Source organism: Blastomonas sp. CCH1-A6 (assembly GCF_001556365.1).
GTDB classification, from domain to species: Bacteria; Pseudomonadota; Alphaproteobacteria; order Sphingomonadales; family Sphingomonadaceae; genus Blastomonas; species Blastomonas ursincola.
Window position 1 is genome coordinate 1 of the sequence record NZ_LSIS01000336.1, and the last position, 19,175, is coordinate 19,175.

The following is a 19,175-nucleotide window of genomic DNA, read 5'->3' on the forward strand; positions in this document are numbered from 1 at the left end:
GCCGTATCGCAAGAGCATGAAATCTATCGCGATAATTTTGAATCAGACTCTAAGACACGATAACAATCCCCCCACGCAAAAGTCCTCCATGGCCTTCAGGGTCACCGAGATGTTCCGTGAAGAAAGTCGCCCACCCGACATGTGATCGATCCGGCGATTGTCGGCGAATGTGTACAGCGTACAGCTCAGAATAAACTGATAGGCCTGCAAGGCATCATCGCGCGATGACTTTGGTTTGATAGATATCATCGCCTCGACATATCGGCGAGATATTTCATCAAATAGCGGTGCAACTATTTCGTCCATCCAGAGTTGCACGCCTGCTATCTGTGAGATGAGGCGACAATAATTCATCCACCCCGGCTCACCGGATTCAAAACGGCTCAAGAGGGGGCCGTAAAATGCGCGGATGAGAAGTCGAGCCGATGCTTCCGGGCGATCTGGATCGAGGTCCAGCTCCGCAAGCCTTCGCAGCCGCTCTTCGTTCAACCACGCGCTGCGGCGTTCTATGACTTCCGTGAACAGCGCTTCCTTGGTTCCAAAATGATAATTCACAGCGGCGAGCCGTGTGGACGCTGCATCCGTTATTTCTCGCACCGAAACGCCGAAATAGCCCCGGTCCGCGAACAGCGACTCGGCGGCGTCCAGGATCTGCTCGCGCAGATCCGGTCGTTCCGTTTGCGGCTTGGAGATTGCCTTTTTTGGCTTAATATCTGGTAATTTCAATCATCTTCTCCCCCAAAAGCGCCCCGAATTGACATGTGAGTGGAACGTTCGTATCACTCGATCAAGGACGCGCAGCCTACGCTGGCTTCCGTCACAAAAATAGATGGTAGGGGAACGAAACTGTGAGACCGATCCTGATCCGTAACGGCTATGTCATCACCGGCGATCCTGCGATCGGCGACGTGCCCAGTGGGGATGTTTTGATCGTGAACGGACGCATCGCTGAGATCGGTCAAAACCTTCACCATGATGAGGCAGAGGAGATCGACGCGACCGGCACGATTGTAATGCCAGGCATGGTCGATACGCATCGGCATACTTGGCAGACTCAGCTACGCGCGATTTGCGCCGACATGAGCCTCATGCAGTATATGCGCTGCATCCGCTTCAACATCTCGCCCGTCTATACGCCAGAAGATGTCTATGTGGGCAATTATATCGGCGCCCTAGAAGCTCTGAACGCCGGGATCACGACGCTCTATGACTTCTCACATACGTCGCACAGTCCGGAACATGCCGATGAGGCCATCCGCGGCCTGCGGGACGCCCGGATTGCTGGCCTCTATGCCTACGGCTTCTATCCAGCACCGGTCGACCGGCCTTATTTTACGAGCGTCGACCAACGCATCGCCGATGCGGAACGGATAAGGACGCAGCATTTTTCGTCGGACGATCAGCGGCTGGGCATGGCGGTCGCGATCACCGAGGTCGGGATGTATCCGTTCGATTCGACGCGTAAGGAGATCATGACAGGCCGCCGACTTGGCGTGCAGCAAACAATTCACACGAACTGTTTCTGGGGCTCCGCTTTTTGCAGCGGTATAGAGGAACTCGCGGCGGCCGGACTCCTTGGACCCGACCAGGTCCATGTGCATTGCAATTCCGTGACAGACAACGAACTTCGCCTGCTCGCCGATAATGGCGCCAAGGTTTCATGCACGCCCGATACGGAACTGCAGATGGGCATGGGCCACCCCTTGATCGGCCGCGCCCACGATGTCGGCATCAAGCCTACACTTGGGGCCGACGTTATCTCCTGCAACGGTGGCGACCTACTCACGCAGGCACGCCTCGGTCTTCAAGACGCGCGCGTCCTGGCCAACGATCCGGTCAATGCGCAAGGTCGGATGCCTGAGGATATCCCATTCAAGGTACGTGACGCGATCGCGTGGATGACGATCAACGGCGCGGAAGCGATGGGTCTTGATCATCGCACGGGATCGCTCACGCCGGGCAAGGATGGCGATATCGTTCTCATCGCGCCCAACGACTTCAACCTCATGCCGCTGAACGACATGGTGGGCGCGGTCGTGCTGCAGGCTAACGTTTCCAACATCGATACGGTGGTCCTGCGCGGCGAGGTCGTGAAGCGCCACGGTCGCTTGACTGGCGTCGACTTCAAGCAGTTGCTCCGCATGGCGGAGGGCTCGCGCGAGCGGATCATGGAGCAGGCCCTGCGTCGCGGTCCGCTCGTTCCGCCGCCCAACACCACGGCAATGGCAGAGATGGAGGAGACCGCGCGCCAGAACCTGGCCGCATAGCGGGGTAGGAAACCAAAGGCGCCGCATGAACCGCGTCGGCGTCCAACGAGGAGGGGATTACGAAATGGATAAGCTTTGGCCGCGCGCCGCGCGGATCGGACTTCTTTTGCCTGCGGTCGTTGGCACAAGCGCTTACGCACAGACTGAGCCGGCTTCATCGGCTGCGAGCACTCCGCAGCCGGAGGCCGTATCGACGCCCGCCGCACAGGATCAGGGCGCCGGTCTTCAGGACATCATCGTGACTGCGCAGAAGCGCAGCGAGTCGGTGCAGAAAATTCCTCTCGCGGTGACGGCCCTATCCGGCAATGACCTCGCGAAGGCGGGCATCAACAGCATCGAGGGTCTGCAGGCCGCCGTCCCCAATCTCAACCTCGGCCAGCAGCTCGGCGTCGCGAGAATCTCGCTGCGCGGCATCGGCCTCGACAACCTCAGCACCGGCGCCGAGGGAAGTATCGCTTTCCACCTCAACAGCGCGTTCATTTCGCGCGGCGCCGCAGCGCTCAGCGCATTCTACGACGTCGATCGCGTGGAAGTTCTGCGCGGGCCACAGGGCACGCTCTATGGCCGCAACGCGACCGGCGGCTCAATCAACCTCATAACGCGCCAGCCCACCGACACGTTTTCGGGTTATGGCGATGTCACGGTCGGCAACTATGGTCGTTTGGCGTTCGACGGCGCCGTCAGCGGCCCGATTGTCTCTGATAAAGTGCTCGCGCGGATCGCTTTCTCGACGGACGACCGCAACGGCTATGGCCGAAACATCACGACCGGCACTAGGATCGACGACACCAATGCCCGTTCGATCCGTGGTACGCTGAAGCTTTTACCCGCCGACGATCTCACCATCACTCTGATCGCCGACTATCATCGAGAAAATGACAACGCGAACGGCTATCATTATTTCGGACCCGCGGGCCAGACTGCCAGCGGCCAGACAATCACACCTTTCGGCATTCAGTTCGGCGGCGTCACCGCAAGCAATCCGCGCGATATCGCAAACGAAGCCGATCCGTTCAACCGGCGCACGATCTGGGGTGTCAGCAGCGAGATTGCATATCGATTCGGCGGCGTCACAGCCAAGTCGATCACGGCCTATCGCAGCACGAAATACATTACCGGATCGGACCTCGATTCCACCAGTTTTCGTCTCGCGCCGATCTTCCAGAACGAAGACGACAAACAGTTCAGCCAGGAGTTTCAGCTCTCGTCCGAATCCGACCGGTTCCGATGGCTGCTGGGGGCATTTTATTTCCACGAAAATGACGCCGGCGCGATCATCATTCCCTACAATGATATTGGCTTCGGCGGTCCCGGCGTCATCCGCCAGGGCTATTATGCCGGCGGGCGTCTCGAGACTGATGCCGGCGCCATCTTCGGGCAAGCGACCTACAATCTGACCCCGGAGATTCACCTCGTCGTCGGTGGCCGTTACAGCATCGAGCGAAAAGGCATTTCCGAACAGCTTCAGTTCGACCTCGCGCGACCCTATTCGCCCGCCAATCCCGTCGCGCCGCTCGCCCAGTGCGGAGCCGATATCCCATCGGTCCCGACCTGCCAACCGCACAAGACCTTCCGATCCTTCACGCCGAAAGTGGCGCTCGAGTATCAAATCACGCCCGACGCTTTGCTCTACGCCTCGGTTTCGCGAGGCTTCAAAAGCGGCACCTACAATGTCGGCGGCGTGCAGCCGCCCGTGAAGCCGGAGAAGGTCACGGCCTATGAAGGGGGCCTGAAATCGGAATTCCTCGATCGGCGGCTCCGCATAAATCTTGCCGGCTTTTATTATGATTACAAGGATCTCCAGGTCGGCAAGGTGGTCAACGCGTCACTCGCGCTGGAGAATGCGGCGACAGCGACGATCTACGGTGCCGAGCTCGAGTTGCGCGCGCGCCCCACGCCCGACTTAGAACTGGGTCTGACCGGCTCCTATCTCAACGCCAAGTTCGACAGTTTCATCAGTATCGATCCCGCGCGACCCGGAGGTGACGGGCGCACCGTCGACCCGGCGACCGGCGCACCGGCTTTCAACAACGCCGGCAACCGCCTGCCGCAAGCCCCCAAATGGACGGTCGACGCCATGGCACAATATACCGTGCGCTCGGACCATGGATCCTTTGCCCTTCGCGGAGAGGTCTTGTGGGTCGATAAGGTCTATTTCAGTGCCTTCAACGTTCCGCAGGTGTCGCAGCCGGCAAAGACCAAGCTCAATGCCTCGCTGATCTACACCGATCCGGGCGATCGCTGGAGCGTGACCGTCTACGGCAAGAATCTCGCCAACAAGACGTACATCTCAAACGCCTTTGTCAGCTCCAGCATCGTGGGATTTGGCGTCAACGGCTTCCTCGAGGAGCCGCGAACCTATGGCGTGACCATCGGGTATAAGTTCTAGCCGGGAATATATTCTCATGATCACGATTCCCACCGCCGAGTCCATCATCGACATTTCGATGCCCATCGAGAATGATATCGTATCGGATCCGGCGGCCTTTCGTCCACGGGTCCGATATTTCGGGCACGATGATACACGAGAACAGATGCTGGCCTTCTTCCCCGGAATGACGGCCAGCGACCTGCCCGATGGCGAGGCCTGGGCGATCGAGCATGTCGAGCTGATCACGCACAACGGCACGCATCTCGACGCACCTTACCATTTTCATTCGACGATGGATGGGGGCAAGCGGGCGATCACGATCGACGAGGTTCCGCTCCACTGGTGCTGCCAACCAGGCGTCAAGCTCGATTTCCGGCATTTCCCCGATGGCTATGTGGTGACCGCCGAGGATGTTCGGGCTGAACTCGATCGGATCGGCGTCAAGCTCAGCCCGCTGACCATCGTGGTCATCAACACGCGGGCCGGTTCGGCCTACGGCACGGATGACTATGTCAACGCGGGGTGTGGAATGGGCCGCGAAGCCACGCTTCACCTGCTTGAGCGCGGTGTCCGGGTGACAGGGACCGATGCATGGTCATGGGACGCGCCGTTCACTTACACGGCGCAGAAATATGCCGAAACCGGGAATGCCGACCTGATCTGGGAGGGGCACAAAGCGGGTCGGGAAATCGGCTATTGCCATCTGGAGAAGCTGCATAATCTCGAAGCGCTTCCATCCTCCGGATTCACCGTGATGTGTTTCCCGACCAAGATCAAAGGCGCTTCGGCAGGCTGGACCCGCGCGGTCGCCGTCCTCGACGATTGAATGGAGTCTGGCCATGAGCAACAAGGTCATCATCAGCTGCGCGGTGACGGGATCGGCGCACACGCCGACGATGTCGGACGCGCTCCCGGTCACGCCCGAGGAGATCGCCGAGCAGTCGATCGCCGCCGCCGAAGCGGGCGCGGCGATCCTGCATCTCCATGCCCGCATCCCCGAGGACGGTAGGCCGACCGGCGATCCCGAGGTCTATGCCCGCTTCCTGCCCGTGATCCGGCAGCGCACCGACGCCGTCATCAACATCACGACGGGCGGTGCGGCCACCATGCCGGTCGCCGAGCGCCTCGCCGCCTCTGCGCGTTTCAAGCCCGAGCTTTGCTCGCTCAACATGGGCTCGCTCAATTTCGCCTTCTTCCCCGCCGCGAAGCGCATCGCCGACTGGAAATACGCGTGGGAGAAGGACTATGTCACCGGCTCCGACGACTATATCTTCCGCAACACCTTCCGCGATATCGAGACGATCCTCACGACGATGGCGGAGGCGGGTACCAAATTTGAGCATGAATGCTATGACGTCGGCCATCTCTACAATCTCGCCCATTTCGTCGATCGCGGCCTGGTGAAGCCACCCTTCTTCGTCCAGATGATCTTCGGCATATTGGGCGGCATCGGTGCCGATCTCGAAAATCTTCATTATATGAAGGAAACCGCCGATCGCCTCTTCGGACGCGGCAATTACCGCTGGTCGGTGCTCGCCGCGGGTAGGCACCAGATGCCCTTTCTGACGCAGGCGGCGTTGCTCGGCGGCTATGTCCGCGTCGGGCTCGAGGACAGCCTTTTCATCGAACGCGGCGTCCTTGCGGCTTCGAATGCCCAGCAGGTCGAGAAGATCAAGCGCATCCTCGCCGAAATGGGTCACGAACCCGCGAGCCCCGCCGAAGCGAGGGAAATCCTCGGTCTCAAGGGCAGTGACCGCGTCGCCTTCTGAGCCGTGCACAGGAAGCAAGCGAATGAGGGCTTCGGTCATCGACCGATTCGGCCGTCCAGACACGGCCCTTTGGCGTGCCTGAGAATCCGTATCGCCAGATGAATTCGTACCTCATCTTCATGATCCAACAACGGCACAATGCACAGCCCGTATACGCGGATGTCGACGGGGCTGCTTTCAAGGCGCGCTGTCGCCGCTCACGGCGACAGAGATGGTGCATTCACGGTCACCCGAATAGCTGATTTCCTTTGCTACTCGGCAAGGGAAAACCGTTGGCACCGCCGATTACACCGATACACCGTTTGGAAAAGCTGGATTGGAACGCCTCGCGCGCGCGCATCCGTCCCGCTGGGCGCGCTCAGCGTGACTATTCCAATGAAGTGTATGGGGTCATTTGCTCCGCCACGAGACGTCGCCGGTGCAGGCTCAACAATCCTCAATCAATGAGTGGGAGGAATAGTTCGCCAACAAATTGAATTGGACGATGAGCCCCAAGGCGCGGCAAATGGCGCCAAATCAAAAAATGCCGTGGGGAGGACAGTCATGGTCACAGCCTTTAGGACAAATTTGCTTTGTGCCACCGCGCTATCGATCGCGTGTGCGCTTGCAGTGCCGGCACATGCCCAGGACGCTGCATCGCAGGGCGAAAAGCCCGAGGCGCAGGAAGGTGGCCTTGAGACAATCGTCGTCACGGCGCAGAAGCGCGAGCAGAACCTGCAGGACGTGCCGGCGGCGGTCTCGGCGATCGGCGGCGCCGACCTGCAATCGCGCGGCATCACCGAAACCTCCGATCTGGTCGGCGCGATTCCCAGCCTGCAGGTGACCACGCCCTATGGCCGCACCCAGCCCAATTTCGCGCTGCGCGGGATTTCGGTGGCGAACGAATTTTCGGCATCGACCGCTTCGCCGGTCGGGGTCTATGTCGACGAGGTCTATCAAAGCTTCCGCGCCAGTCATGGCCTGCAGCTGTACGATATCGACCGGGTCGAGGTGCTGCGTGGTCCGCAGGGCACGCTGTACGGCCGCAACACCACCGGCGGCGCGATCAGCTTCTTCACGCGCAAGCCCGAATTGCGCGATTCCAACGGCTATGTCACCGCCGGCTATGGCAATTACCAGACTTTCACGCTGCAGGGTGCGGCCGAAGCGACGCTGGTGCCGGACGTGCTGGGCGTCCGCATCGCCGGCACGTTTGCCGAGGGCGACGGCTGGCAACGCAACGTCCTGCCGGGCAACGAACGCGATCTGGGCACCACCGACACGATCGGCGGACGCCTCTCGATCCGCTGGCAGCCCGATCCCGATGTCGACATCAACCTGAAACTGTACGCCGCCAAGGACGATCCCTGGGGCACCGCGCCCTATGCCGGCGGCCAGCTGGCGGGACGCCAGGACGCGCTGGGCTATTCGCGGTTCGATCCGCAGCCGTTCCTGGGCGGCCGGTTGCTGGGCGAAGACGAGGTGGCGGTCGACCGGATCGGCCGCAATGTCAGCAAGACCCAGGGCGTGGCCTTTACCGTCAACTGGGATGTGACCGACGCCTTTTCGATCACGTCGATCACCGGCTTCGACACCGGCGACTATATCAACAATCCCGACGATTGCGACGGTGGCCCCGCCGATCTGTGCTCGATCGGCTTCACCTCGACCAGCAAGAATTTCAACCAGGACCTGCGCTTCAGCTACACCAATGACAGCTTCGACATTATCGGCGGCTTTTACTACGGCCGGGACAAGGTCAAGACGGTCAACTATCCGGACTTTTTCGGGGTGCTCCGTCCGCTGTTGCTGGGTGCCGGACTGCCCGGGAATTTCAACAACGCCGCGATCGGCACGCCCGATGCGATCCGCTTCCTGCCCGCCTTCGCGCTCGATCCGACGCTTCAGCCGGGCGATGCCGGGTTCTGCGCGCCGGTGGAGATCAATCCGAACGGCTTTCTCGACGCGCGCTCGCTGGTCGCGCTGCAGACCGACATCGCCATCAACAATACCGGCAATGGCGGCGCCGGCGGCGCGTTCTCGGCGGCCTGTGCCGGTGCCGGGGCACCGCCCTTCACGCCGATCCTGGGCGAACAGCGCTACGATATCGAGCGGCCGTCGATCGCCGTCTATGGCGATGTGACCTGGAAGGCGACCGACAAGCTGACCATCGCGGTCGGCGCGCGCTATACCTGGGACGAGGTCAACTATCTGAACGGCAGCACGTTCATCTACGGGCTGGACGGCGCCACGCCGGTGGTCAACCTGATCCCGTACAGCAACCCGTACAACCCGAACCTTACCCCGCTGGAACAGCGGCGCGATGCCAACCGGCTGACCGGCCGGGTCAATGTCAGCTATGATTTTGCCGACGATATCCTGGGCTATGCCCAGTACAGCCGCGGCTATCGCAGCGGCAGCTTCAACGGCCTTGCCTATCAGGGCGTCAACCAGGTCTATTACATCCAGCCGGAAAAGGTGAACGCCTATGAGCTGGGCCTCAAGACCCGGCTGTTCGACCGGCGGGTGCAGCTGAACCTGGCCGGTTTCTACTACGATTATTCGAACCATCAGGTGACCCAGGTGGTCGGCGCGACCACCTTCACCCGCAGTTCGGACGGGCGGCTGTTCGGCGGCGAGGCGGAGCTGACCTGGCAGGCAACCGGCCGGCTGCGGCTGGATGGGTCGCTGAGCTATCTCAACAGCCGCTACAAGGGCAATGTGATCGATCCGACCGATCCGTCCAGTCCGACGCTGAACGTCAACGGCAATCCCTTTCCCAATGCGCCGCGCTTCAGCTTCCGCCTGGGATCTGACTGGACGGTCCTGGATGATGGCAAGAACAAGGTCACGCTGCGCGGCGATGCGTCCTATACCGGCCGCTATTTCTTCGATCCGTTCGGCAATTACGGCCAGGATCCCTGCGATGCGCCGCCGCCGGGATCGAACATCACGCTCGCCGGCCCCGACATTTCCTGCGGCAATCCCAGCTATTGGCTGGTCAATGGCAGGCTGACCTACGAACGCGAGAATGTGTCGGTCAGCCTGTGGGCGAAGAACCTGTTCGACGAATATTATTACACCTATGGCTTGAACATCAACGTGTTCGGGCTCGATTATCTGAACCGCGGCTTCCCCCGGACCTATGGCGTCGAGGCGACAGTCAAGTTCTGATCGCTGCTGCGACGGGGGCGGCGGGCATCCTCTCCCGCCCGCTGCCCCCGATTTTTTCGACCTGACTTTCAGACCGAGGAGTATCCATGATGCGTTCCACCGGCAACGGTCCCTCATTCATCGGCACGGCGTACAGAATCGAGCGCGCTGTGATCACTGAGATCGGCGCAGCTGAAAGCACCGCCCAGGCGAGCAGCGCCGAGCGGCCAGCGCGCCTCCGGACGATTTAACGTGGATGCGTCTCGGAACAGAACTGAGCTGGAACGAATTTTCGCGACCCAACGCGAAGGGACGCGTGAGCAGGTTTCGCGCAGCTACGAAGAACGCATGGACCTGCTCGGGCGCCTTGGCCGGATATTTGAGCAGCACAGAGACGAATTGGTCGATGCCGTTGCCGCCGATTTCGGCATTCGATCCCGCTACGAGACTATCCTGCTCGACCTGATGCTTGGCATATCGGAAATTAAATTTGCGCGCCGCAATCTGAAGACGTGGCTGAGGCCGCGGCGGGTGAAGACTGACATCTTCGGCCTTCCCGGTTCATCGCGCCTGGTCCCCCAGCCCCTAGGTGTGGTGGGCGTTCTCGGCACGTGGAACTATCCGCTCGGCACCATATTCGTTGGCGCGGCCGGTGCATTGGCGGCCGGCAACCGCGTGATCGCAAAGCCGAGCGAAGTTTCCGCCAACGCCGCCGAAGCCAGCGAGCGGCTTGTGCGCCGGTATTTCGCCGAAGAGGAATTCGCGATTGTCCAGGGCGGGCCCGACATGGCACAGGCGATGACGGCCCTACCTTTCGACCATATTCTCTTCACCGGTTCACCCGCGGTTGGCCGCAAAGTCTATGAAGCGGCGGCTGCCAACCTTACACCTGTTACTCTGGAACTTGGCGGCAAATGCCCTGCCATCGTGGGCAAGGGTGCATCGCTTGCACAAGTCTGTGAAAGCTTAGTGTTCGGCAAGCTGCTCAACGCCGGCCAGACCTGCATCGCCGCTGACTATGCCTTCGTCCATGTCGATCAGATGGAAAGCTTCGTCGCCGCACTCCGCGCTCAGGTTGCCAAATGCTACCCCAACGCGGCAAGCAACCCCGATTTCACCAGTATCATCAATGACCGACAGTTCGCGCGGCTCCAAGGTTTGCTCGATGATGCCGAAGCCAAGGGCGCGACGGTGCTCAACCTCTCGGACAACGGCGATGGAACGCTTCCTGAACGGCATCGGATCGTGCCGTTGGCGGTTCTCGACGTTACCGATGACATGGCGATGATGCAGGAGGAGATTTTCGGACCGATCCTGCCGATCATGCCATATCGCTCCGAAGACGAGCTCATTCGCTACGTAAACCGGCATGAGCGCCCGCTGGCGCTCTATTATTTTGGCGACGAAAGTGAGGAACGGCGCAAGATCATTTCCGAAACGCACGCTGGCGGCGTGACTCTCAACGGCACGGTCATGCACGTCTTCCAGCGCCGGCTGCCTTTCGGTGGCATCGGACAGAGCGGCATCGGTGCCTATACCGGCGTCGCCAGTTTCGAGCGCTTCACTCATTACAAGCCGGTGTTCTCTCAGCCGAAACTCAGCCTGCTTGGTCAACTTCTGCCACCCTATTCGAGCAAGACCGAAGGACTACTCAACATCTTCGAAAAGATCCTCTGACGTGGCTGCGGCGGTTGATGCTGGCATGTTGCATGACGCCGGGTCGCCAGCATGGGTCGAATGACAAGGGAAGCAAATGGCTGACTATGTAATTATTGGAGGTGGGTCGTCGGGCGGCGTTATCGCCAGCCGGTTGTCCGAGGACCCCGATGTCACCGTTTGCCTGCTCGAGGCAGGCGGCCCAGGCACCTCGCCGCTTGTGTCCACGCCCGGCGCTTTTGCGGCGCTGATCCAAGACTATCGGATCAATACGCTCAACTGGCGGTTCAACACCGACCCTTCAAAGGCGCTCAACGACCGCCGCCTCTACAATCCGCGCGGGAAGATGCTGGGTGGATCGAGCGGTATGAACGGGATGGTCTATATCCGCGGCGACCGGTCGGATTTCGACCACTGGGCCGAACTCGGCAACGACGGCTGGGGTTACAACGATGTCCTGCCCTATTTCCGCAAGGCTGAGAATAATGAGCGCGGTGAGGATGAGTTTCACGGCTCGTCGGGACCGCTTCACGTATCCAACGGCAAGCGCGAATTCGATGTCTATGATGCTTTCATCGAGGCGGCGACTGGACTGGACCATCCAGCCAATCCGGACTTCAATGGTGCCAGCCAGGAAGGTGTCGGCATCTATCAGTTTACCGTGAAGGACGGGAAGCGCGCCAGCGTGAAGGCGTGTTACCTTGATCCGGTGATGGGCAGGCGCGGCAACCTCCGCGTCGAAGTACATGCCCGCGTCCATCGTATCAGGTTTGAGGGCAACCGCGCGGTGGCAGTCGAGTATTCCCAGGACGGGCAGTTGAAGACGATCCCGTGCGAAAAGGAAGTCATTGTCAGCGGCGGCGCCTATAATTCGCCCCAACTGTTGATGCTTTCCGGTATCGGACCGCGTGATGAGTTGGAGAAGCATGGAATCGAAGTGATTCATGATATTCCCGGTGTCGGCCAGAATCTTCACGACCATCCTGACCTGATGCTGGTCTACCAGTCGAAGAAGCGGCTCGGGATCGCACTCAATGTCGTTGGCGCGCTCAAGACCGTGCGAGACCTATTCCAGTATCTCACGCAAAGGAAAAGCTGGCTGGCATCGCCGCCCACGGCTGCAGGCGGTTTCTTGCGATCCGCGCCGGGGCAGAACCGGGCGGACTGCCAGGTCCATGTCGTGCCGCTCGCCTATCGCGACCATGCGCGCGACTACAAGCTGATGACGAAATGGGGCTATACGATCATTCTCAATATTGGGCGCCCAAAGAGCCGCGGCTGGGTTGCCTTACATGACTCAAACCCCGAATCCGATCCCAAGGTGGACCTCAATCTCTTGAGTCATCCCGACGACCTCAAGACGTTGCGCAATGCCTTCCGTGTCGTGCAGGAGATCCTGCATTCGGATCGCATGAAGGCGATGATGAAACGGCCTCTCTATCCTGACCGCTACCTTGAAACTGATGAAGAGATCGACGCCTATATCCGGGCAGAAGCCAATCATGCTTATCATCCGGTGGGAACATGCAAGATGGGCACCGACGAGATGGCGGTGGTCGACAACCGCCTGCGCGTTCACGGCCTCGCAAATATCCGCGTGGCCGATGCCTCGATCATGCCATCAGTCGTCAACGGCAACACCAATGCAACCTGCATCATGATCGGCGAGAAAGCCGCCGACATGATCCGGCACGATAATATGAGCAGCAAGAATAGCATCGCAGAATATTGAATTGGACGATTGGATCAATGCTGCAGACACAGATGCTTACGAAAAGAAGTCCGGAGAGGCCTATCGCATGTCAGTTTATTATGTGTCGACTGCGCCATTGTGGGCGAGCGCCTTAGAGGAGCGCGGCTGATGGACGTCCGTACGCAAATACGTCGCGCCGCACGTTATTTCGCCCAGCAAGAGGCTCTCGTTCACGGCCACAGGCGGTTGACTTTCTCGGAAGCCTGGTTGCGCGGCGTGAAGCTCGCAAATGCTCTTGCGGAGTGCGGCCTTCAACCGGGTGACCGGATTGCTACGCTGGAGAAGAACTCCATCGAGGCCGCCGACATCATACTGGCGGCTGCCATTGGAAACTATACGCGTGTTCCTCTCTATGCGCGCAACCGATGTGAAGCGCACGCCCATATGATCGCGAGTACCGGATCTCGGTTGGCGCTGGTCGATGAGGCATTGGCTTCGGAGTTGGCGGGGCTGGATGCCCAAGCTCCGACGCTTGAGCGGATCATTATCCGCGATCACAACTATGAGAATTGGTTGGCGACAGCCTCGGACCGGGATCCTGATCCCGTCGTCGCGCCGGAGGACTATTGTGTCATCCGCCACACCGGCGGCACGACGGGCAAACCCAAGGGCGTTGCCTATCGGCACCGTTCATGGATGACGATCTCCGCCGCATTTTTGAGCATCGGCCCCCAAGTGGCTCCAGGGGATGCCATTCTGCATGTCGGCCCGTTGTCCCATGCATCGGGCTTCCTGTTCGTGCCGGCCTGGTATTGCGGCGCCCGCAACGTGATGATGGACGGCTTCGATCCAGCGTCCTTTCTTGACACTCTCGAGCAGGAACGGATCAGCCATGCCTTTGTAGCCCCCACCATGCTCAATGCCATAGTGCATCACGACGGGGCATATGGCCGCCACTTTCCGAATTTGAAGTTTCTGCTGAGTGCTTCAGCGCCGATCTCCGAGCCGACGCTTCGCAAGTCGTGCCAGATATTCGGGAATCATGTTCTTCATTCGGGCTATGGACAGACCGAAATCCTGCCCATCGCGTCTATGGGGCCCAACGAGTGGTTCGGCGAATTTGAAGGTTCTGCCCCAATTCGGGCGGTCGGACGTCCCATGAGCGGCGCCGATATCGAAATCCGTAACGAGGACGGAAAGGTGCTGGGACCAAACGAGCCCGGCGAGATCGTCGCACGGTTCGAAAATGGCCAGATGGAGGAATTCTGGAACGATCCGGAGGAAACCGCCCGGCGCATGGAAGATGGCTGGGTCAAAACCGGCGATGTCGGCATGATCGACACAAACGGATTTTTGTATCTGCTCGATCGCAACAACGACATGATCGTGTCAGGCGGCTTCAATATCTATCCCACCGAAATCGAAAACGTAATTGCCGACCATCCCGGTGTACTCGAGGTCGCGGTCTTTGGCGTGCCCCATGAAAAATGGGGTGAAACGCCGCTTGCAATGGTGCGTGTCAAGCCCGGAGCACAAATCACGGAGACCGAGATAATAGATTTGGTGCGCCAGCGTCTGGGCTCCGCAAAAAAGCCAAGCAAGGTCGTTTTTACCGCCGAGCCACTGCCGTTGAGCAATGTCGGAAAGGTGCTTCGTTCAAAGCTTCGAGAGCCCTATTGGGCGGGCCAGGACCGGCGCATTTCGGGGGCATGACCGACGCAGCCATCCTAGCCACATCCTCTATTCCGGTGACCGCCTGCCGGCGCGCGGGAGACTGCAATGGATTATGAATACATCCTGGTTGAGCAACGCGGCCCAGCGCTTTGGGTGACCCTCAACCGGCCGGCAGCGTTGAACAGTCTGTCGTTGGCTTTGGCCGAGGAACTAGCCGCAGCGATCGAGGCAGCGGAAGCAGATGCGACGGTGCGCGCTTGCATTCTTACCGGCGCCGGACGGGCGTTTTGCGCTGGCGCGGATCTGCTCGCAATTGGCGATGGAACAGGCGGACAAACTCTCGCCGAACGCTTAAATCTGTTTCTGCCGCGGCTCGGTCAGGCTTTTAACAGGATCGAGACGTCGCGCCTTCCGATAATTGCGGCGGTCAACGGCCTTACGCTCGCCGGCGGCTTGGAACTGGTGTTGTGCTGTGATCTCGTCATTGCCGCGCACCCGGCCAGATTTGGCGACGCCCATGCAAATTACGGCCTGTTGCCCGGCGGTGGAGGGTCGGTTCGACTCCCTAGGAAGATCGGCGAAGCGCGTGCGAAACATCTGATGATGACCGGCGGGACCATCTCGGCTGCCGAGATGAAGGAAGCCGGACTCGTGACCCAACTGGTTGCTCCCGAGGATCTCATTGCGGCAGCGCAAGCGCTGGTAGAATCTCTTGCAGAAAAGAGCCGGCCAGGGCTCGCCTACATGAAGCAGCTAGTCCGCGCTGCGCAGGATAGCTCGCTCGAAGTCGGGCTGCGTCAGGAACTCGAAGCCATGGCTGCTTACGCCTTGTCCAACGACATTGTCGAAGGACTGGCGGCATTCCGGGAGAAGCGGAAGCCCGATTTTTCCGACCGGTGAGACCTGATCGGATGCGGAACACATTGGAAGAATGGATCAACGAATGACCGACATATTCGTCATGGGGGTTGGGATGACCCCGTTCGGAAAACAGTTCGACAAGAGCCTGAAAATGCTCTGCGCCGAAGCTTCGTCGCAGGCCTTTTCCGACGCAGGATGCACCGCCGGCGATGTCGAAGCCATCTTCTTCGGCAATTGCGTCCAGGGGCATATGGAGGGCCAGGACATGATCCGCGGCGAAATCGTGGCGCGAGCGATGGGCATCTCAAGCGTTCCCGTGGTGAATGTCGAAAACGCATGTGCGACGGCTTCCACGGCCTTGCACATGGCCGCCGCCTATGTTCGATCGGGGGCAGCGGATGTCGTACTCGCGCTCGGCGCGGAGAAGATGTACTCGCCCGACAAGGCGCTCATGTTCAGTGCATTCGATGGCGCTTGGGACGTGCATGAAACCGAGTCGGGCCGCGCGCAGCTGCTGGCCATGGGCAATGGCGTCGATGTTCCGGAAGGAACGACATCGAGTCAGCCTTACAGCGTTTTCATGGATGTATACGCCGCGATGGCACGCGCGCACATGAAGACCTACGGCTCGACGCAAGCGCAAATCGCGGCCGTCTCGGCGAAAAATCACATGCATTCGACGCGCAATCTGCTTGCCCAGTATCGCCTCCCATATACCGTCGAAAGTGTACTCGCTGCGCCTCCGATCGTTTACCCGTTCACACTGCCGATGTGCTCCCCGATCAGCGACGGCGCCGCCGCTGCGATCATCTGCAGCGAAGCCGGTCGGCGCAAACTGTCGGCAGCCCCGGACAGGGCGCTAAGAATCCTGGCGTCTGTGCTGCAAACCGGCGCCGCGCGCGATCCCTTTGATTATGACCACCATGTCAGCCGCCTTGCGGCGAACCGGGCCTATGCGATGGCCGGCGTGGGGCCAGAAGATATTGGCGTCGCGGAGGTGCATGACGCCACGGCGGTTGGCGAGATCATTGAAATCGAGGCGCTCGGCCTGACGCCGCCTGGCGAGGGCGGACTCGCGGCAGAGCGCGGTGAGACGGCGCTGGGTGGGCGTATTCCGGTAAACACGTCGGGCGGGCTTGAATGCAAGGGACATCCGATCGGCGCCACCGGGCTCGGCCAAATCTACGAGCTTGCGCTGCAATTGCGCGGCGAGGCGGAAGATCGACAGGTTCCGAATGCCCGGTTCGCGATCGCGCAGAACGGCGGAGGTGTCATCGGGGTGGAAGAGGCGGTGGTCGCCGTCACGATCCTGGGCCGGTAGTTGTCAGAGCGCGCCTAGGGAAACACGGGGTCACGATATGAACTTTGAGCTGTCCGATGAACAACGCATGGCGGTGGAAACCGTCCGCCGCTTTCTCGACAACAAGCTTGAGCCGGAAATCCGCCGGCATGGGGAGCGATTCATCCCCAAACCGCTCATGAAGGAATGGACTCAAGCACTGACCGGCTATGGCCATATTACCGCACCGCATCAGGAGCAATGGGGCGGGCTTGATATGGGATGGCTCACTCATCTGCTCATTTTCGAGGAGATCGCCTATTCCTCGCTCGATGTGGCCATACCCGGCTTCATCAACGCGGTTGGCGCAGAACTCATCCGCCGCTTCGCCCCGGAGACGATCAAGCAACGCTATCTTGCCGACCTCGTCGCGGCCGAGAAGTTCGTTTCGCTCGGCATCTCGGAGCCCGATGTCGGCTCGGACGTCGCCGCCATCAAGACACGCGCCGTACGAGACGGCGATTTCTGGGTCATCAATGGCGAAAAGACCTGGATCACCAACGGAGCCTACTCGGACATCTTCATCTGTACGTGCAAGACTGGCGAAAATGAAGTCACTCACATCCTGGTCGATCGTGACGAGAGTGAGTATGAGGTGCGCGATATCCAGAAGATGGCGCTCAACGGCCAATCGACTGCACAGATATTCCTGACCGAATGCCGCGTACCGGTGGCAAACACGATCGGCCGGGTCGGCGATGGATTGCGCAATACGTTGCAAGTGTTCGAGATTGCCCGCTGCCATATGGCGATGTGGAGTATCGGCATCGCACGGCGAGCAATGGATGAGGCGATCGCGTACGCTCGCGATCGCGCGCAGCATGGCAAGAAGATCGCCGGCCATCAGCTGATCGCCGACAAGATCGCCATCATGGCGACCAAGATCGACGCAGCCCGTCTGTTGACGCACCGGGCAATATCCCTCGTCCAGGCGGGCACGCGCGCAGAGACGGAATGCTCGATGGCCAAGTGGTACGCCACCGAAATGGCGATCGAAGCGACGCGCGATGCGCTTCAGATCCATGGCGGCAACGGCGTCACCCGCGAATTCATCGTCGAGCGGCTGGTGCGTGAGGCGATCATTTGCCCCATCCCCGATGGCACGACGGAGATTCAAAAGCTTGTTGTTTCGCGCGCCCTGACCGGCATTCAAGCCTTTCGGTAAGGCTCAGACGAAAACGACAGCGTCGACGGAAATGGAGCCGCGTGCCTGACTCGCACAGGATCAAATGCGCAGATGCGTCGCTCAGGTAAAAGAGGCAGACAAGCGATGGACGAAGAGCTTCGTTTCGATGGCAGGGTAGTGGTTGTGACCGGAGCCGGAGGCGGACTTGGGCGCCAGTACGCGCTGATGTTTGGCGGGCGCGGAGCCAAGGTGGTGGTGAATGATCTGGGTGGCGACGAGAAAGGGAGCGGCAGCTGCTCCACAGCCGCTGACAATGTGGTCGACGAAATTCGAGCCACGGGCGGTCAGGCGGTGGCAAATTATGCGTCGGTCGAGGAGGGCGCGCTGATCATCCAAGCCGCGCTTGACAACTTCGGAACCGTTGACGTCGTCATCAACAATGCCGGCATCCTGCGCGATGTGAGCTTCCACAAAATGACCGACGAAGACTGGACACTGCTTCAGCGGGTCCATCTGAATGGGACGCGGGCAGTGACGCAGGCAGCATGGCCGATACTGCGCGACAAGGGCTATGGCCGCATCGTCATGACCACGTCTGCAGCCGCAATCTACGGCAACTTCGGTCAGGCCAACTATGCCGCAGCCAAGCTCGGAATATTGGGGCTTGCGAACGCGCTGGCGGAGGAGGGGCGGTCCAGAAACATCCAGGTTAATACGATCGCCCCAATCGCCGCATCGCGTATGACCGCGACCGCCTTTCCACAAGAGTTTCTCGCCAATCTCAGAGCGGAAGCGATCAGTCCATTGGTCGGTTGGCTTGCGCACGAGAATTGCAGCGAAACCAAAGGGCTTTTTGAAGTTGGAGCCGGCTATATCGCCAAGCTTAGGTGGGAGCGCGCGCTTGGGCACGCCTTCGGAGCGGACAGGGCGTTCACGCTCGATGATGTCGCCCGGCACTGGGGTAGAATTGTCGACTTCACGGATGCCGAGCACCCGCTCGGGCTGAATGACAGCCTTGAGGCGGTAGAACGGGCGCTGAGAGCGTAATCAACCCAATGAATTACCATGATATTTTTGAGCGGCCGTCGGGCTGCCGATGGCGTCGTGCCGCCGCCAGATATCGATGAGCAGCAGGAATAGTTCTGCAGCGAATTGAATTGGACGACGGCCCTCAAATGCCGCCAAACGGCATGAACTACACAATATCTCCTGGGAAGAGAGGATCAGCCATGAGAGTCTGATTCAAAATTATCGCGATAGATTTCATGCTCTTGCGATACGGCGGAC

The 19,175-nt window shown here is 60.0% G+C and carries 14 protein-coding genes; 13 read left to right on the plus strand and 1 reads right to left on the minus strand.

Features of this window, described 5'->3' with window-relative positions; genetic code table 11:
• Positions 1-42: 42 nt before the first annotated feature.
• Positions 43-726, minus strand: a complete 684-nt coding sequence (locus AX735_RS26955) for a TetR/AcrR family transcriptional regulator (protein WP_066213188.1) — start codon at positions 724-726, stop codon at positions 43-45.
• Between the two features lie 122 nt (positions 727-848).
• Here AX735_RS26955 and AX735_RS16120 point away from each other — a divergent pair, with 122 nt between their 5' ends.
• The 13 genes from AX735_RS16120 (at position 849) to AX735_RS16175 (ending at position 18,935) form a co-directional block, all read left to right on the plus strand.
• The gene (locus tag AX735_RS16120) at positions 849-2,267 is read left to right on the plus strand and encodes an amidohydrolase family protein (RefSeq protein ID WP_058454905.1); all 1,419 of its coding nucleotides are present in this window, start codon (positions 849-851) and stop codon (positions 2,265-2,267) included.
• 25 nt (positions 2,268-2,292) lie between these two features.
• Positions 2,293-4,656, plus strand: coding sequence for a TonB-dependent receptor (locus AX735_RS16125; protein ID WP_231726127.1), 2,364 nt, complete (start codon positions 2,293-2,295; stop codon positions 4,654-4,656).
• Between the two features lie 16 nt (positions 4,657-4,672).
• Entirely contained in the window at positions 4,673-5,464 is a 792-nt protein-coding gene (locus tag AX735_RS16130; protein ID WP_011415055.1) for a cyclase family protein, read from the plus strand.
• A 13-nt stretch (positions 5,465-5,477) separates the two neighbouring features.
• On the plus strand, positions 5,478-6,407 hold the full coding sequence (locus tag AX735_RS16135) for a 3-keto-5-aminohexanoate cleavage protein (protein ID WP_011415056.1): 930 nt from the start codon (positions 5,478-5,480) through the stop codon (positions 6,405-6,407).
• Between the two features lie 609 nt (positions 6,408-7,016).
• Positions 7,017-9,560: a TonB-dependent receptor gene (locus AX735_RS16140; protein ID WP_066114294.1), complete on the plus strand. Its 2,544-nt coding sequence runs from the start codon at positions 7,017-7,019 to the stop codon at positions 9,558-9,560.
• An 86-nt stretch (positions 9,561-9,646) separates the two neighbouring features.
• Positions 9,647-9,790 carry a hypothetical protein gene (locus tag AX735_RS25965; protein WP_168196078.1) on the plus strand — a complete coding sequence of 48 codons (144 nt, stop codon included), beginning with the start codon at positions 9,647-9,649 and terminating at the stop codon, positions 9,788-9,790.
• A 1-nt stretch (position 9,791) separates the two neighbouring features.
• On the plus strand, positions 9,792-11,216 hold the full coding sequence (locus AX735_RS16145) for an aldehyde dehydrogenase family protein (protein ID WP_157228455.1): 1,425 nt from the start codon (positions 9,792-9,794) through the stop codon (positions 11,214-11,216).
• Between the two features lie 76 nt (positions 11,217-11,292).
• Entirely contained in the window at positions 11,293-12,927 is a 1,635-nt protein-coding gene (locus AX735_RS16150; protein WP_082731454.1) for a GMC family oxidoreductase, read from the plus strand.
• Between the two features lie 129 nt (positions 12,928-13,056).
• Positions 13,057-14,601 (plus strand): class I adenylate-forming enzyme family protein, encoded by a 1,545-nt coding sequence (locus AX735_RS16155; protein ID WP_082731453.1) that lies wholly within the window; start codon positions 13,057-13,059, stop codon positions 14,599-14,601.
• A 66-nt stretch (positions 14,602-14,667) separates the two neighbouring features.
• Positions 14,668-15,462, plus strand: coding sequence for an enoyl-CoA hydratase/isomerase family protein (locus tag AX735_RS16160; protein WP_054525391.1), 795 nt, complete (start codon positions 14,668-14,670; stop codon positions 15,460-15,462).
• A gap of 61 nt (positions 15,463-15,523) precedes the next feature.
• Positions 15,524-16,744, plus strand: a complete 1,221-nt coding sequence (locus AX735_RS16165; RefSeq protein WP_431521399.1) for a thiolase family protein — start codon at positions 15,524-15,526, stop codon at positions 16,742-16,744.
• Positions 16,745-16,781: 37 nt separating this feature from the next.
• On the plus strand, positions 16,782-17,927 hold the full coding sequence (locus tag AX735_RS16170) for an acyl-CoA dehydrogenase family protein (protein ID WP_011415064.1): 1,146 nt from the start codon (positions 16,782-16,784) through the stop codon (positions 17,925-17,927).
• 105 nt (positions 17,928-18,032) lie between these two features.
• On the plus strand, positions 18,033-18,935 hold the full coding sequence (locus AX735_RS16175) for an SDR family oxidoreductase (RefSeq protein WP_054525393.1): 903 nt from the start codon (positions 18,033-18,035) through the stop codon (positions 18,933-18,935).
• Positions 18,936-19,175 lie beyond the last annotated feature (240 nt).

Excerpts from the sequence above, each read along its gene's own strand:
- AX735_RS16150 (WP_082731454.1), top strand. The coding sequence starts at position 11,293 with ATGGCTGACTATGTAATTATTGGAGGTGGGTCGTCGGGCGGCGTTATC.
- AX735_RS16155 (WP_082731453.1), top strand. The coding sequence starts at position 13,057 with ATGGACGTCCGTACGCAAATACGTCGCGCCGCACGTTATTTCGCCCAG.
- AX735_RS16170 (WP_011415064.1), top strand. The coding sequence starts at position 16,782 with ATGAACTTTGAGCTGTCCGATGAACAACGCATGGCGGTGGAAACCGTC.
- AX735_RS16135 (WP_011415056.1), top strand. The coding sequence starts at position 5,478 with ATGAGCAACAAGGTCATCATCAGCTGCGCGGTGACGGGATCGGCGCAC.
- AX735_RS16165 (WP_431521399.1), top strand. The coding sequence starts at position 15,524 with ATGGGGGTTGGGATGACCCCGTTCGGAAAACAGTTCGACAAGAGCCTG.
- AX735_RS16160 (WP_054525391.1), top strand. The coding sequence starts at position 14,668 with ATGGATTATGAATACATCCTGGTTGAGCAACGCGGCCCAGCGCTTTGG.
- AX735_RS16175 (WP_054525393.1), top strand. The coding sequence starts at position 18,033 with ATGGACGAAGAGCTTCGTTTCGATGGCAGGGTAGTGGTTGTGACCGGA.
- AX735_RS25965 (WP_168196078.1), top strand. The coding sequence starts at position 9,647 with ATGATGCGTTCCACCGGCAACGGTCCCTCATTCATCGGCACGGCGTAC.
- AX735_RS16130 (WP_011415055.1), top strand. The coding sequence starts at position 4,673 with ATGATCACGATTCCCACCGCCGAGTCCATCATCGACATTTCGATGCCC.
- AX735_RS16125 (WP_231726127.1), top strand. The coding sequence starts at position 2,293 with ATGAACCGCGTCGGCGTCCAACGAGGAGGGGATTACGAAATGGATAAG.